The sequence below is a fragment of the Ascidiaceihabitans sp. genome (genome assembly GCF_039986515.1).
Lineage (GTDB): Bacteria > Pseudomonadota > Alphaproteobacteria > Rhodobacterales > Rhodobacteraceae > Ascidiaceihabitans.
Genome location: NZ_JBDWQO010000018.1, coordinates 1 through 13,795, shown reverse-complemented (window position 1 = coordinate 13,795; position 13,795 = coordinate 1). Strand labels below are relative to the sequence as shown.

12 protein-coding genes and 1 pseudogene are annotated in these 13,795 nt (G+C 54.1%); 6 read left to right on the top strand and 7 right to left on the bottom strand.

What is annotated here, in order from left to right:
* Positions 1-115 precede the first annotated feature (115 nt).
* Positions 116-892 (top strand): DeoR/GlpR family DNA-binding transcription regulator, encoded by a 777-nt coding sequence (locus ABJL60_RS17625; protein ID WP_348288640.1) that lies wholly within the window; start codon positions 116-118, stop codon positions 890-892.
* Positions 893-1,133: 241 nt separating this feature from the next.
* Here the strand turns inward: ABJL60_RS17625 and ABJL60_RS17620 are convergent, their stop codons facing one another.
* From ABJL60_RS17620 to ABJL60_RS17600, 5 genes are all read right to left on the bottom strand, one after another.
* Positions 1,134-2,201, bottom strand: coding sequence for a Hint domain-containing protein (locus tag ABJL60_RS17620; RefSeq protein WP_348288642.1), 1,068 nt, complete (start codon positions 2,199-2,201; stop codon positions 1,134-1,136).
* Positions 2,202-2,306: 105 nt separating this feature from the next.
* Positions 2,307-3,284, bottom strand: coding sequence for a lipid A-modifier LpxR family protein (locus tag ABJL60_RS17615; protein ID WP_348374155.1), 978 nt, complete (start codon positions 3,282-3,284; stop codon positions 2,307-2,309).
* 115 nt (positions 3,285-3,399) lie between these two features.
* Positions 3,400-4,824 carry a nicotinate phosphoribosyltransferase gene (locus ABJL60_RS17610; RefSeq protein WP_348374154.1) on the bottom strand — a complete coding sequence of 475 codons (1,425 nt, stop codon included), beginning with the start codon at positions 4,822-4,824 and terminating at the stop codon, positions 3,400-3,402.
* Between the two features lie 104 nt (positions 4,825-4,928).
* A complete protein-coding gene (locus tag ABJL60_RS17605) occupies positions 4,929-6,023 on the bottom strand; it encodes an NUDIX domain-containing protein (protein ID WP_348374153.1) in 1,095 nt (364 codons plus the stop codon).
* Between the two features lie 106 nt (positions 6,024-6,129).
* Positions 6,130-7,272, bottom strand: coding sequence for a citrate/2-methylcitrate synthase (locus tag ABJL60_RS17600; RefSeq protein ID WP_348374152.1), 1,143 nt, complete (start codon positions 7,270-7,272; stop codon positions 6,130-6,132).
* Between the two features lie 75 nt (positions 7,273-7,347).
* On the opposite strand from ABJL60_RS17600, the gene ABJL60_RS17595 reads away from it, so the two are divergent.
* Positions 7,348-8,679, top strand: a complete 1,332-nt coding sequence (locus ABJL60_RS17595) for a CoA transferase (protein WP_348374151.1) — start codon at positions 7,348-7,350, stop codon at positions 8,677-8,679.
* Positions 8,680-8,976: 297 nt separating this feature from the next.
* Here ABJL60_RS17595 and ABJL60_RS17590 read toward each other — a convergent pair whose 3' ends face one another.
* Positions 8,977-9,354 carry a hypothetical protein gene (locus tag ABJL60_RS17590; protein ID WP_348374150.1) on the bottom strand — a complete coding sequence of 126 codons (378 nt, stop codon included), beginning with the start codon at positions 9,352-9,354 and terminating at the stop codon, positions 8,977-8,979.
* 95 nt (positions 9,355-9,449) lie between these two features.
* Here ABJL60_RS17590 and ABJL60_RS17585 point away from each other — a divergent pair, with 95 nt between their 5' ends.
* From ABJL60_RS17585 to ABJL60_RS17570, 4 genes are all read left to right on the top strand, one after another.
* The gene (locus tag ABJL60_RS17585; protein ID WP_348374149.1) at positions 9,450-11,009 is read left to right on the top strand and encodes a recombinase family protein; all 1,560 of its coding nucleotides are present in this window, start codon (positions 9,450-9,452) and stop codon (positions 11,007-11,009) included.
* Positions 11,006-11,908 (top strand): plasmid partitioning protein RepB C-terminal domain-containing protein, encoded by a 903-nt coding sequence (locus ABJL60_RS17580; protein WP_348374148.1) that lies wholly within the window; start codon positions 11,006-11,008, stop codon positions 11,906-11,908. The genes ABJL60_RS17585 and ABJL60_RS17580 overlap by 4 nt, the downstream gene beginning before the upstream one ends.
* Positions 11,905-12,804, top strand: a complete 900-nt coding sequence (locus ABJL60_RS17575; protein WP_348374147.1) for a plasmid partitioning protein RepB C-terminal domain-containing protein — start codon at positions 11,905-11,907, stop codon at positions 12,802-12,804. Before ABJL60_RS17580 ends, ABJL60_RS17575 begins: the two co-directional genes overlap by 4 nt.
* Before the next feature lie 310 nt (positions 12,805-13,114).
* Positions 13,115-13,345, top strand: coding sequence for a hypothetical protein (locus ABJL60_RS17570; protein WP_348374146.1), 231 nt, complete (start codon positions 13,115-13,117; stop codon positions 13,343-13,345).
* A 295-nt stretch (positions 13,346-13,640) separates the two neighbouring features.
* Here ABJL60_RS17570 and ABJL60_RS17565 read toward each other — a convergent pair.
* Positions 13,641-13,795, bottom strand: a pseudogene (locus tag ABJL60_RS17565) (IS3 family transposase); the annotation flags it as partial.

The window sequence follows — 13,795 nt, the reverse complement described above, 5'->3', positions numbered from 1 at the left end:
TATGAGTGAAACGGACCTGAATTACTGATAAAATCAGACCCAAATCGGCAATTTATGGTTTGAAGAATTCTGTTAATCTGCGCATTCTAGTCCGAAATATGTCAGGGACGTTACTTTGAAAGCTGGGCAAAACCCCAAGTCGATTCGCCGCCGCGCTCTATTGGACCTGATTGTTGAACGAGGATATCTTAGCCTTGTCGAAGCATCACGAGAATTGGGTGTCTCAGAGCAAACGGTGCGGCGGGACGTCAAGGCATTTGAAAAACTAGGCAAGGTTCGGCGTACGCATGGAGGCGTTGCATTTGCAGGTTCTTTGAGTTCTGGTACCTACCTGAAACGACAGCTTTCGCAGACCGCTGAGAAAGCAAGTATTGCGCGTCAAATCGCTTCAATGATCCCTGATGGCGCGTCTGTTTTTCTCGATAGCGGGACGACGTGCGAGGCGATTTCCGAGGCGTTGCTGGAACGCAGAAACCTCAAAATTGTGACCTATAGCATCCGGTGTGCATCCCACTTTTTGGGGCGGAGTGATTTCAGCGTTGCGATACCCGGCGGCTTTGTTCGGCATATAGACGGGACCATCATCGGCCCACATCATGATGACTTTATCGAACAATTCAGGTTCGACTATGCTGCGATCGCGGTCTCTGGCATGGACCAACACGGGCGACTAAGCGACGATGACGTGTTCGAGGTCAACCGCGTACGTGCGGCAATTGGCATGGCACGCGAAACCATCTTGGCGCTTACTTCGGACAAAATTGGCTTGAGTGCTCTGATCAATCTGGCAGATTTAAGTGAGGTCGATTTCGTTGTGGCAAGTGGTGAGCGCATTCCGGGGCTGGAACGCTTGGTAAAGGACAAAAATGTCCATTTAGTTTATTCGGAGTAATCTGGATCGGGCACAATATCGCTGTGTTTGGTTACTGCAATCCAATCAGAGCTAGCCAACACTATAGCACATTCGTAACGAAGAGCAGACATTCGCGGCGTTACATCAATAACGTCACTCAGGGCTCAAAGCGGACCATCGAAGTATAACTTCAACTTTGGCCTTCGATCACATCCATCGTATTTTGGCAGCAGGAAAGCAGGCCGATGTGCACCACACACACCGGCCCAAGGTAACTTGTCTACGCCGCATGCCGCAAGATCGCGGCCTCGGATGCAGACAGGTTGCGCCGCGCATATCCACCGTAGGTATGCGGGTCGTATTCAAGGTCGGGAAAGCCCGCCAGCAGACGGACACGGTCATTGTCATCCAGCGTAGACAAAGCTGCGTTTGCCGGGTGGAAGCTTTCTGTTTCAACGCCGTTTGCCCAAAGAACCTGATGGTTTTTCAGCAAAATATGGATGTACGTCACGCTTGGTACATTCAGATCGACCTGAATGTTGCCACCGTTGACCAAATCCTTAGCGGCGACCAAAATCTCGCGTGTGTTGAACAGGGCCTGCGCGTGTTCGCCCTGAATCAACAAACGATGCGCAGGGCTGACCAACAGCTCTTGATCCGGGCGTTCCACACCCAAAGCGCCAGCCCCGATACGGATCGGACGCAGATGGGGCATCGCAAACAACCTCGCACCCGTCATGCGCCGGCTGCCCGCCCATAGAATTTCCTGAGCGCCATTGTCTTTGGTCTGTACCTTGTCGCCGATCCGTAAGTCCTGGATCATTTTCGCGCCATCGGGGGTCTGGATGCGTGTGCCTGGCGTAAAGCAAATGACACCACCGCTTTGCGGGCTCATCGGGTTTTCGGCAACCGCACCAAGGGTATGGTGCACCACCCACAAATCGACATTGCGGGGTGGCATTTGGTCCATGAACATCAACAATGGCTGCCCGCCCTTGCCAACATCAATCATCGTCACTGTGTAGCTTTGCGCCCCGTCCGTCACCACGAAGCTGTTGTCGACCATAAGCGCCTCGTCATCGCTTGTGTCCAACGCCCCGAGGGGCTTATGTTCCATTGCTGCGCCAACAAGACGATGCACCATGCGTGCTGCCCGTTTGCGCAAGTTTTCCGACCCGTCTGCTCTGTCCAGACGCAAAACATCAACCGGGCCGTCCACCCGGAGTGCATCGCCATTCCAGGACCACGCCGCACCTACATTGAGAGTGTGCAATGACGCGGCCTCTAGACCGTCCACTTCTGTTTGCGACCAGGAAATAACAAACGTGCCTCGAAAGCCCGTTTCCATTGCCGTGTGCCTGCCTCTTAGTTTTTTTATTTTATTAAGAAATCGTTAACAAACAGGTTGTGTCATGCATAGACACAATTTGTGTCAGGTGCATAAGTGTTGCATTTAGAACTCTAGGTTGAATCTGATCGACCCGATGACCTGCGATTCCTCCTGTCCTTCAAACTCTTTTCCCAGCCATGTCAGCCCATAAAAACCGGCACGTCCGCTTTCGCCTTGCCAGTGGACGCCTGCACGTACACGCTCGCGACTGTCGTTTAGCGCGAACCCACCACTTTCGGGCAAATAGATACTGTCCGCCACATGGGCCACATCCGCGCCAAGCACAAAGCTATACCCTGTCCAGTCACTTCGGATCGTGCGGTAAAGATGCCCCGTCACCTTGTCGCGTGTCATCAGTTCGCCACGTCCGACTTGCCCGAAAGCCAAATCAAATCCGGCCCGCAACAAAGTTTCATCGCCCGCCCGTCCCTCGATGAAGGGGCGTAGCGCCACGCTGTCACTCAGTTTATGTGTCTTGCCCAGTTCAACGACCACGGTGGGACGGATCGTATTTTGAATTTGCCCGGCTTGCGTTGCCGCAGAAGGTTCCCGCACGCCCAAAAGGTCGTGCAGCCCGCTTTGGAGATCCAACAGCCCCGTGTCGGGACCAACAAAAACCAGATCAGCACCCATCGAAACTTCAAGGGCGTTCAAGCCGTAGTGCGTATGCAAGCCCGCACTTAAAGCGCCGGCATAGGGGCGATCCCCTGCCCCGGGCGTCACCAAGTTGGCAGGAGCCAGAACTTCTGCCCCCAATCGCAATTCGAACAATGCGCCGATTTGCTGGGGCAACGCACCATCCCATTGTGGCCCCCAAACGCGCGACGTTTGCACCCCGCCCGTGCGCCAACGGTCTTCGCCATCCCCAAAGAAATCATTGGTTATCAATCGCCCATAGCCAATGCGTGTGCGTTTCTTATGGGCATCTTCGGGAAAAACCACATCCGCATTTAAAGCGGGTTGCGTTGCGTCATCCGCAAACGCGGCGGGGATCAAAGGCGTGGCAATGGCAAGTAGCCCTGCCAAAAAACTGCGAAGCATTGGGAACGTCCCGAATAAATGCCCCCCCGAGCGTCGCCATCTATAGCCCTCCATCGGCAACAGAGCCAGCCGCAAAAAGACAGGCGGCCCAACTTGTGGCCCGCCTGCAACCATTTCATGCCCCAAACATGTCCGGCCAGGCCCGTTGCCGCACCTCTTGCAAGGTTTGGACGTTCAGCAGACGCCCGTCGCGAAACACCGGACGCAATGCATCGGCACCCTCAGGAATGTTTTCAAGCCGCCGTGCGACCATGGCGCCATTGTCACTGCGCATGACGCCTTGCCGCCCCCGCTTTGAGGTTTTCGCCCCCTGAGCGGTCAACGGGTCTTTGTACACATCATGCCACACCCCACCCCGCTGCAGGGCGGAGGCTTTCATGGAGTAGCCAAAGCAATCGCGATCCACTTTTTGCAGCAAACCACCGCCCATGCCAAAGGCGATGTTGCCGATGGCAAGGCCGCGCTGCATCATGACTTTCATGATCTCGACGATGGAAAACCGGTTCACCCCGTCGCCCTGGATCACCCGCACTTTTTCATTCAGCAACCGGTACCCTTGGGCAGTGGTGGTGTACCCGAACTTGGCCATCAACGCCTCGATCACGTCCGGCACGATCTGCAAAGGATCGCCACTGTCGGGGCGCACCACCAACACGCCGTCACGCGCCAACACGGCGTCTTTCAGCGCGTCCCCCCAATAGTCGCGGATCGCCCGCATCAGATCATAGCTATCGGACACGCAAGCCAACAATCCCGATGGGTGCGCCGCCAACAGATCACGCATCTGTGCCAATTCGCCCTCTTCACCCAGCGCAGTCATGGTCGAGTGTTCGGTCGCCGGGATCGAAAACCCCGCCATATCAGCCCCATAGAAGTTGCGGGCATAGACCAGTGCCATCGCGGTATCGGTGCCCATGGAACTGACAAGGTGCGCCAATCCGCCCATCGCGGCAGTCTGTGCGCTGGATGCCCCCCGCGCCCCGAAATCATGCAGCTTGAATTCCGCGCCTTCGTCGGACCCGTCAGTTTCAATCATCGCGGCGCGGATTTTGCCCACCACATAATGCGACAAGGTCGCCACAGTGGAGGGGTACCAAACGGCCCGCAACAGCCGGGTTTCCAAAAACGACGGCAACCACCAACATGCGGGATCGGTGTTTTGGATACGCATCTGCGGCACGCCCACCGGGGCCAAAGTACCTTCGGGCAACGCTTCGATCAACACCGGCAAACGACCCGCGTGGGCGTCCACGATACGCTGCCACCCTTCCACATAAAGCGACAAACCGTGGGCTGCCAATACTGGCGCAGCCTCATCTATCATGGATTGGGTGATGCGGATCTTGGCAAGTGTCGCCAATTCCACCTGCAACCCGAAGAACATCACGTCGTCGATGCCATCCCAGCCTTTGCGCGGCTCTATATAGGACGACACGTAATCAGTGCCTTGCGGATATTGGGTTGCGTGGGAATATTTATAGCTGTCGGTGTCAAACAGCGGATTTTGCACGTCAAGTGCCTGCGCAAACAATGCAGTCATGGTCCTGTTCCTCCTCGGATATGGACATTTATGGGGTGACGCACCGGACCTCCCGGAGCATCACATGCGGATGTGTCGTCATGCACCCGCGCACGTAACTTGTATCAGGCGTGCGCCATCACAATCGAGGCGTAGGCAAAAGGCACATCAGGCACCAAGGCTTGCAAGATATCGAAGTGGTCTTCGAACATCGCGTCAGGGGTAATGGCTGTGATCGGCACCCAAGCCGCACTTATCGCGTCACTGCCGGGTTTGATCTTTTCCAGCTTTGCGCGGTCTTGCAGTTCAAACACAAACGCCTCGGTGCGCACCCATCCACGTTCAGACCGTTCCGGATGGTCAAACACACGCCTTGCAGTCAAACGACTGCGCATGGCCCCTTTAGGCATATCAAGGCCCGCTTCTTCGTAAAGTTCCCGCACGGCGGCGTCCAACGCAGTCTCACCTTGATCAATATGCCCCCCCGGCAAGGCCCAAAGGCCGCGCCCCGGTTCTGATTTGCGTTCCACCAACAAAACATGGCCCGATTGCACCACAACGCTGTCGGCGGTGTTGATGGGGATCGGATAGCCAAAAACGGCTTCGGCCTGCGCGGTGCGGGCACGGTAGGATTTCACAAAAACGGCTTCTGCCTTGATCTGCGCAACGGGCTTGGGGTTCTGTGCGATCCAGTCTTGCGCCAAGGCCATGTGGCTGGCCCCAAAGCGGTCCAGTTCAGCAGGTCCAAAGAACAACTGTTCACGCATTTCAGTGGCGTTGATGATCTGCCCGTCATGTTCTTTTGCATCAGCTGCAATCATTTTCCATTCGGGGAACCAACGCAAATACCTTGAGGATTGATCCTTTTCAAACCCCGTCAACAGAATGTCGGTGTCTGCCGCATCAAGGCCTTTGGCCCGCATATGCAATTGGACGGCTGTGCGCACATTGGTGGCCCACGCGCGGTCATTGTAAAGCGTATCGACCAGCGGCAAAATATCGACAGGCAACCGGATGTCAGAACATCCTTGCCGAATAAAATCTGCGCGCTCCGCATAGCTGAACGGATTTTTCCACGACCGTGCACGATAGGCACTGCCCACCAGAATCAGCAGAGTGTCAGCACATGAAACCATCGACGCCACCACGTCATGGTGACCTATGTGAAAAGGTTGAAAACGACCGATAAACACGGCCAAAGAATGGCGTTTATTGCCCATAGCAAGCGACCTCCGCTGCGATATATTCACCAACAGGACCTCCCTGCTGATAAGTTCACTTTACCTGTAAATGTGCGAAAGGTGAATTGCAAAAACAGCATGGCCGCTATCCAGCTGGCGTAAACCGGGCACGCGGGCGAATAATTTGATCGCTTTGGGATTGTTCAATCGCATGTGCAATCCACCCGGCCACACGGCCCAACGCAAAGATCGACAGCGCTGCGTCAGCAGGCAGGTCATGATGCAACGTCAACGCAGACAACGCTGCATCCACGTTGGACGGAATGCCCAGAAACACGCTCATGTCCTGCACAGTTCGGCAGATCGGCGCATCCAAAGCCTGCAAAATCGCGTGGGCGCGTGGATCGCCATCTGGATAGAGCGGATGCCCGAACCCGTAGCTGTAAGGACGCAGGCCCGCCTGCGCCGTTACAAAGTTATCAAATGTGCCAGCCTGCCCTGCCCGCAAAGCTTCAAGGGACTTGCCAGCCACGCCGCCGTGTTTCGGGCCAGACAATGTGGCAAGCCCAGCCAATGTGCAGGCCGCCAGACTGCCCCCTGTTGATGCACACACACGCACTGCAAAAGTTGACGGATTCAATTCGTGATCACTGAGAAGAACCAAAGCCATACGGATCAAGTCTGCCCCAGCTTGGTCTAAACCCCATTCCTTAGCCAAGCGTGAATGGACCAGACCATCGGTGCGCCCCGTCATGGCATAGGCCAGATGCGCCATCACCTTAGCACCGTCCTTGGCCAAGGCGTCACGGCCCCGCCCCAAACTGGCTGGCGCGGTTGCCGCCATATCCGCCAAGGCCGCAAGCGCACGGGCCATAGGCGTTCCGAAAGCCCCGTTTACAGCAGCACATGCGCCCACATCCGGCGGCTCCAAAACCGCCACACCCATGTGGCGTGCGGCGACATCTTCCAATGTCAGCGATTGTGCAAGATCAATGGCCCGCGCGGAACCAAAATAAAGTGTATCGTTATGGACGCCCGAAATGCGCGTTTCCAACACCGGATCACCCCAACGGATACTGCCAGCAGCCACATCCGCCCGCGCACGGGGTCTGCGATTGCTCTGCGCCAAATGCGCCACGTCGCGTGCAGAATACAGGCTTCGCCGTGCCTCAGACGGGTCTTGCATGACGCGCAGCAACTTACGACTGGCATAGGCATACAGTGTTTGCTTGCGCACCCCAAGTTGCGCACAGGCTTGCTCTGCGCTTATCCATTCATCCTGCTTCATAAGTTGATTATGTTTATCAAGATTGATCGAAGCGCAATGGCCTTGATAGCGTCTGGACAACACAGGAGCCAAGATATGACAGATTTTGCATCAACGATCGCCGCGGCCTTAGGGTCTTCCATGCCAGTGGATGTCACCAGCACACGGCACGGCGTGGGTCATTTGCCTTCTGTTTATGCAGTGACCGATCTGGCCACAGCGTCAATTGAGGCGGCAGGGCGCGAGATCGCGGCCTTGCGCGGGGCGCAGTCAACTGATGTGGATCGCCGCCTTGCGTCCTTCTGGTTTGACATGACTTTGCGTCCGCAGGGCTGGGAATTGCCATCTATCTGGGATGATCTGGCGGGTGACTATGCCACATCGGATGGGTGGATCAGGTTGCACACCAACGCGCCACAGCACCGCGCAGCTGCCTTGCGGGCCTTGGGTTGTGAAGGCACAAAAGATGCAGTGACAAACGCTGTTGCCAAACGCCAGAAAACCGAACTGGAAAGTGCTATCGTCGCCCAAAACGGGTGTGCTGCCGCGATGTTGACCGAAGGTGAATGGGCCGCACACCCCCAAGGCAAGGCCGTTTTGTCCGAGCCTTTGATCGCATGGGAAACAACCGGGCAAACCAGCCCCGCGCCCCTTAAGTCAATGGAAAAATTACGAATTTTGGATTTAACACGCATTCTTGCAGGCCCCGTCGCAACACGGTTTTTGGCAGGGTTCGGCGCAGAAGTGTTGCGCATTGATCCGCTAGATTGGGAAGAACCTGCAGCAGAACCCGAAGTGACACTAGGCAAACGCTGTGCCGGTCTTGATTTACGCGACACTGCGGATCGCAAGCGATTCCAGACGCTTCTCGCGCAAGCTGATGTGCTGGTGCATGGCTACCGCGCCGATGCTTTGGAAGGTCTTGGACTTGGTTCAGGCACACGGGCTGCAATCAATCCGAACTGCATCGATGTCTGCTTGAACGCTTACGGGTGGTCCGGACCATGGACGAACAGGCGCGGCTTTGACAGCCTTGTGCAAATGAGCGCGGGCATCGCGGCCTCTGGCATGCAGGCTGCAAACGCGTCCCGCCCCAAGCCCTTGCCTGTGCAAGCCCTTGATCACGCTACAGGTTATCTGATGGCGGCAGCAGTATTACGTGGACTGCGCGTTAGGGCCGCGACGGGCGAAGTGATGACAGCCAAACTGTCACTGGCCCGCACCGCGCGATTGTTGGTGGATGCCGGACCGCGAAACGACGCTGAAATGTTTGCACCAGAAACCTTAACCGACTGCGCACCCCATATCGAACAGACCGTTTGGGGGCCAAGTCAAAGGATCACTTTTCCACTGTCGGTTTCAGGAATTACACCGCATTGGCGTTACCCGGCGGGCCCTTTGAAGACCGAAGAACCAGTCTGGACGTGATATGTGATAGCCCCTTATGGGTATTCAGAAACCCTCGGCTATTGCGGCGAAGGTCCACGACATTCCAAGCCGCATTAAGAAGATAACACTCCAACAAAATGAAAAGGCGGATCCTAAGGATCCGCCTTTCTTAGTCGTAGCGCTTTTTCGGCTGTGGATTGACCCATAGTATTGCCATTTCACATTCATAGACCTTTGAATTCGTTGATCCCAATATTTCATATTGTAAGTCAGTTTGCCATTTTTGACCCCATAAAACTGCCATTCAAGCGCAAATCTCGAAATTTGGACCAATTACTAGTCGAGGATGGGTGTTCTGTAATCTTCTATCACATCAATCGCATCCAACATCGCTTGAAGCTCCGTTCGAACCAAATCGAGGCGCGCAAAGGCATGCGCCTCCCTACGTCCTGCAAGAGCGAGTACTGCAGAAAGTACGGCATCGGAATTCCGCATCAGTTCGACCAGATGCTCTCCTGCAGGGGCATGAGTACCTGAAATCCAGTTTCTCGCAGTCCGTTCACTCACCCCAGTCCACCGCATCGTCGTCTTGGCCGCCTGATGTGTGCCGCCCAACTCGCTCGTCAGCGCAATCCAAATCGCATCACGGTATTCTATCTGCGTATTAGGTTTCTTGCCTACATTTTGAAAAGTGTTGCCTGTCTTAGGAAACATGTTGCCGCCCTTCCTCTGTTAAAAATGGAACAAGGAATCGCAGGCAACCTGTGCTGAATTAAGAACTTGGACGAAAGAGAGCCGAAGCATTGAATTTGTCAGATAGCGATCATCGTGGGGCTAATGCGCCAAAGGCACGCAAAGCAGCACAATACGTCCGCATGTCGACAGACCATCAGCGTTACTCAACTGAGAACCAGTCCGATGCTATTGCGCGTTACGCTGAAGAACGCGGTTATCAGATCATTGAAACTTATACCGATGCGGGCAAAAGCGGGCTACGGATTGAAGGCCGTGATGGTCTGACGCAGCTGCTTGATGACATCCAAGCTGGGAAGACGGATTTCAAAACTGTTCTCGTCTACGACATCAGCCGCTGGGGTCGGTTTCAGGATGCCGATGAGAGCGCATATTATGAATACATCTGCAAACGTGCAGGCATAGCGGTCGAGTATTGTGCGGAGCAATTTGAGAATGACGGCAGCCCGGTTTCCACCATCGTTAAAGGCGTCAAACGCGCGATGGCTGGCGAGTACAGCCGTGAGCTATCGCAAAAGGTCTTTGCCGGTCAGTCACGGTTGATTGAAATGGGCTATCGCCAAGGTGGTCCGCCCGGCTTTGGCCTGCGGCGGATGCTGATCGATGAGGCCGGCAATCAGAAAGGCGTTCTTTCGCGAGGCGAGCATAAGAGCATTCAAACTGATCGTGTGACGCTCATACCAGGCCCGGATAACGAGATCGCTGTTGTGAACCGGATTTTCCATAGCTTTGTCGATGAGAATCAATCTGAGGCCATGATCGCTGCCGATCTAAACGCCAAAGGCGTCAAAACTGATCTTGACCGGGACTGGACACCTTCTGTGGTGCGCCAGCTCCTCTCAAACGAAAAGTACATCGGCAACAACATCTGGAACCGCCATTCCTTCAAACTGAAGAAACGCCATGTGAACAATGATCCAAACACTTGGGTCAGATCTGAAGGCGCATTTGAAGCGATTGTGGATGCGGGATTGTTTGCCGCCGCTAAGGCAATTTTTGCTGCTAGAGCGCAGCGCTATTCTGACGAAGAAATGTTGGATGGATTACGGGACGCGCTCGAAACGCATGGTTTCCTATCTGGCATTGTCATCAACGAAGCTAGCGCCTTACCCTCCAGTGGCGCATACCAAAGCAGGTTTGGCAGCTTACTGAGGGCTTACAAATTAGTCGGTTTCACACCTGACAGAGACTACCGATACATCGAGATCAACAAACGTCTGCGTAAGATCCATGCCGGGATCATCCATGAAACGATGAATGGGATTGAACAGATTGGCGGGCACGTTCATCGGAATGCTAAAACAGGTCTTCTGACCATTAATCATGAGCTTTCTGCATCTGTTGCCATTGCCAGATGCACCCAAACTGGTGCCGGTGCGTATCGCTGGAACATCCGGCTAGAAACAGGTCTTTTGCCGGACATCACGGTTGTCGTGCGCATGGATCAGGCCAATGAAACGCCACTCGACTATTATCTGCTACCAACAGCAGACATGATACTCCCAAAGCTGCGACTGTCGCAAAACAACGGTCTATCTCTTGATGCTTACCGATACGATGATCTCACGCATTTTTTCACCATGTGCGAGCGCACTTCAATCTTGGAGATCGCATGATGTCTGATGCCCCCCATGAGCACACGGAACTCATTTCCGTTGATATGATCACCGTGGTCAATCCGCGCATCCGCAATCAAAAGGTCTTTGATGAAATCGTCGCAAATATCGCTGAGCTTGGCCTGAAACGCCCAATCACGGTTGCAGCCCGCAAAGATGAAGCACGCGGTGATTTGACATACGAGTTGGTTTGCGGCCAAGGCCGATTGGAAGCCTTTAAGGTTCTAAAGCAAGAGAAAATCCCTGCTGTCGTCATCACCGCGAGTTCTGAAGATTGTCTTGTGATGAGCTTGGTAGAGAATTTGGCGCGCAGGCAGCATCACTCGCTTGATTTACTGAGAGACATCAAACGCCTCAAAGAAAGTGGATATACCGAGCGCGAGATCGCCGCGAAAACACAGCTTTCGGCCAAATATGTGCACGGCGTCATTCGGCTGTTGGAAAGCCATGAGCACAGGTTGTTACGCGCCGTCGAAAGTGGAAAGATCCCTGTGAGTGTCGCCGTTGATATCGCCGAAGCCGATGATGTTGGTGTGCAGGCAGTCTTGCGCCAAGCCTATGAGAGTAAGGTATTGCGAGGCGGTCGCCTGATGGCCGCAAAACGATTGGTGGAAGCACGCAGAAATTTCGGCAAGGGGCGTGGCACATCAGACAAGCGGACCCGCAAAAACCTCTCAGTCGAAACCTTGCTAAGAACGTATCAAAACGATGTGGAAAAGAAGAAGATCTTGTTGCGTCGAGCGGGGGCAACCCGAAGCGAGATGATCTTTCTGACCCAATCCTTGAAGACGCTGTTTTCAGACGAGAACTTTGTCACGCTTTTGCGCGCTGAAGGCCTATCCAACATTCCCAAAACCATCGCGGACCGATTGACCCGCATTGACGGAGCCATGACATGACTTCCGAGCGCAAAGAGCAGGTGGTTGCCGCTGCATTTGAACGCGATCTGCTGCGCATCACTTTCGATCAAATCGCACCTTTGTATGTAGTTAGCCCTCAAACAAAAGAGTCAGTTAAATTCAAACGCATTGTAGCGTCTATTCAAGAGATTGGGCTTGTTGAACCAATTGTGGTTTCCCGAGACGCTAAGGACCCCAAGCAATTTACGCTTCTTGATGGGCATCTTCGCCTTGAAATATTAAAAGACCGAGGGGCAACGGACACGCAGTGCATCATTTCGACTGACGATGAGGCCTTCACTTACAACAAAAGGATCAGCAGGCTTGCGACCATCCAAGAACACAAGATGATCTTGCGCGCCTTAACCCTTGGTGCGTCCGAAGATCGTTTAGCCAAGGCATTGAACGTGAACATCAGAACACTTCAGGAAAAGAGACGCCTACTCGACGGTATTTGCCCCGAGGCAGCAGAGATGTTGAAGGACAAGCAGGTTGCTTTGACCGGGTTTCAAATCCTCAAGAAGATGAAACCCATGCGCCAGATAGAAGCTGCACAGTTGATGGTAACGATGAACAAATACACCATCAACTACGCCCGGTCCTTGTTGGCTGCGACGCCAGACAACCAACTGATTGCTGGCGCAACGCCCAAGAAGTTTACGGGCATATCTCGCGAACAGCTAGATCTGATGGAAAAGGAGTCTGCCAACCTCGAACGAGAAGTTCGTTTGGTTGAAGACAGCTATGGCGCTGATCACCTCGATCTCATTTTGGCGCGCGGCTACGTCACGCGGTTGGTGAGCAATGAGCGGATCGCCAGATATCTTGCGTTGCACCATGAAGAATTTTTGCCTGAATTTGAGAAGATCACGGAACGAGAAGCATTCGCGTCCTAAGCTGCGCGATCGGCGAGATAGAATTTGGGGACCCGGACCCATAAAGCGCGGGGACCGCGGGAGACGCCGCACTGTGGGGCGGATCAAGTGCGGTGATGGGGATGGCGGCGATCCCGCCTGGGCCCATCATGCCGGACCATATGTCCGGTCACCTTGCTCTAAACCGTCTGCGTGTGCTTTTGAATTTGGGAGGCACGCGCAGACAACCCATAGCTGAAATCGCGCGCCATAACGAAGCGTGAACGTCGTCTAACGGGTGTTATGTTAACCGCCTTAAGGTTGAACGTTATAGCCGAAGTAGGCGGAGGTCGTGTATCATATTTCAAACAAAATGCTGGCACATCAAGCGGAGGAAATCCCAATCGCAGACTTTGAAAAAGAATATGCTTTTGCAAGCGACAAGAACGCACAATTTCAACTCATCAAAGATGCATTCCGCAGTGGAGATGAGCAAAAATTCGAACAAGCGCTTCGTACAGTTCTTGATGCAAGAGACAGTCTTCGTCGTGGCATTCTCGACATGTTAAGAGACGCAGATTGATTTCGACCCACTGCATGCCATCAAGCACACAGTGAGCGCTTTAGGGCACCTAGCGCTTGATCGCGAATGTAAATGCTGCCAATCCCGCCGCTTGGCATGGTCAACTTCTCAACCCCCAAGCTCTTCAGCTTCGCGATGATGGTCGGTGGTTTCAGACCAAAAAGCCTGCCGAGTTCTTTTGCTGGAGCATAGGTATCCAAGAACTGGTCGAGTGTTCGTCGTCAGGGTTTTTGGGGCCAATTGCGTCCTAAACTAAGAGAGAGTTTGGCTCATCCGGTTGGTTTGATTATGCGGCTCACTGGCGGTGATGCAAGCGTCGCGCTTCGAGTGTCTTTCGTTTGATCCTTTCCCTTTGCTTTAGAATGGCTTTGTCCCTACCGAAGTAGACGTCGGCGGGTGTGACGTTGTTGATGCTCTCGTGGTATCGCTGATGGTTGTAGTGATCGACGA

Coding starts and splice junctions, on each gene's coding strand:
- ABJL60_RS17620 (WP_348288642.1), bottom strand. CDS start 2,201: ATGGAAACGGGCTTTCGAGGCACGTTTGTTATTTCCTGGTCGCAAACA.
- ABJL60_RS17615 (WP_348374155.1), bottom strand. CDS start 3,284: ATGCTTCGCAGTTTTTTGGCAGGGCTACTTGCCATTGCCACGCCTTTG.
- ABJL60_RS17610 (WP_348374154.1), bottom strand. CDS start 4,824: ATGACTGCATTGTTTGCGCAGGCACTTGACGTGCAAAATCCGCTGTTT.
- ABJL60_RS17605 (WP_348374153.1), bottom strand. CDS start 6,023: ATGGGCAATAAACGCCATTCTTTGGCCGTGTTTATCGGTCGTTTTCAA.
- ABJL60_RS17600 (WP_348374152.1), bottom strand. CDS start 7,272: ATGAAGCAGGATGAATGGATAAGCGCAGAGCAAGCCTGTGCGCAACTT.
- ABJL60_RS17595 (WP_348374151.1), top strand. CDS start 7,348: ATGACAGATTTTGCATCAACGATCGCCGCGGCCTTAGGGTCTTCCATG.
- ABJL60_RS17590 (WP_348374150.1), bottom strand. CDS start 9,354: ATGTTTCCTAAGACAGGCAACACTTTTCAAAATGTAGGCAAGAAACCT.
- ABJL60_RS17580 (WP_348374148.1), top strand. CDS start 11,006: ATGATGTCTGATGCCCCCCATGAGCACACGGAACTCATTTCCGTTGAT.
- ABJL60_RS17575 (WP_348374147.1), top strand. CDS start 11,905: ATGACTTCCGAGCGCAAAGAGCAGGTGGTTGCCGCTGCATTTGAACGC.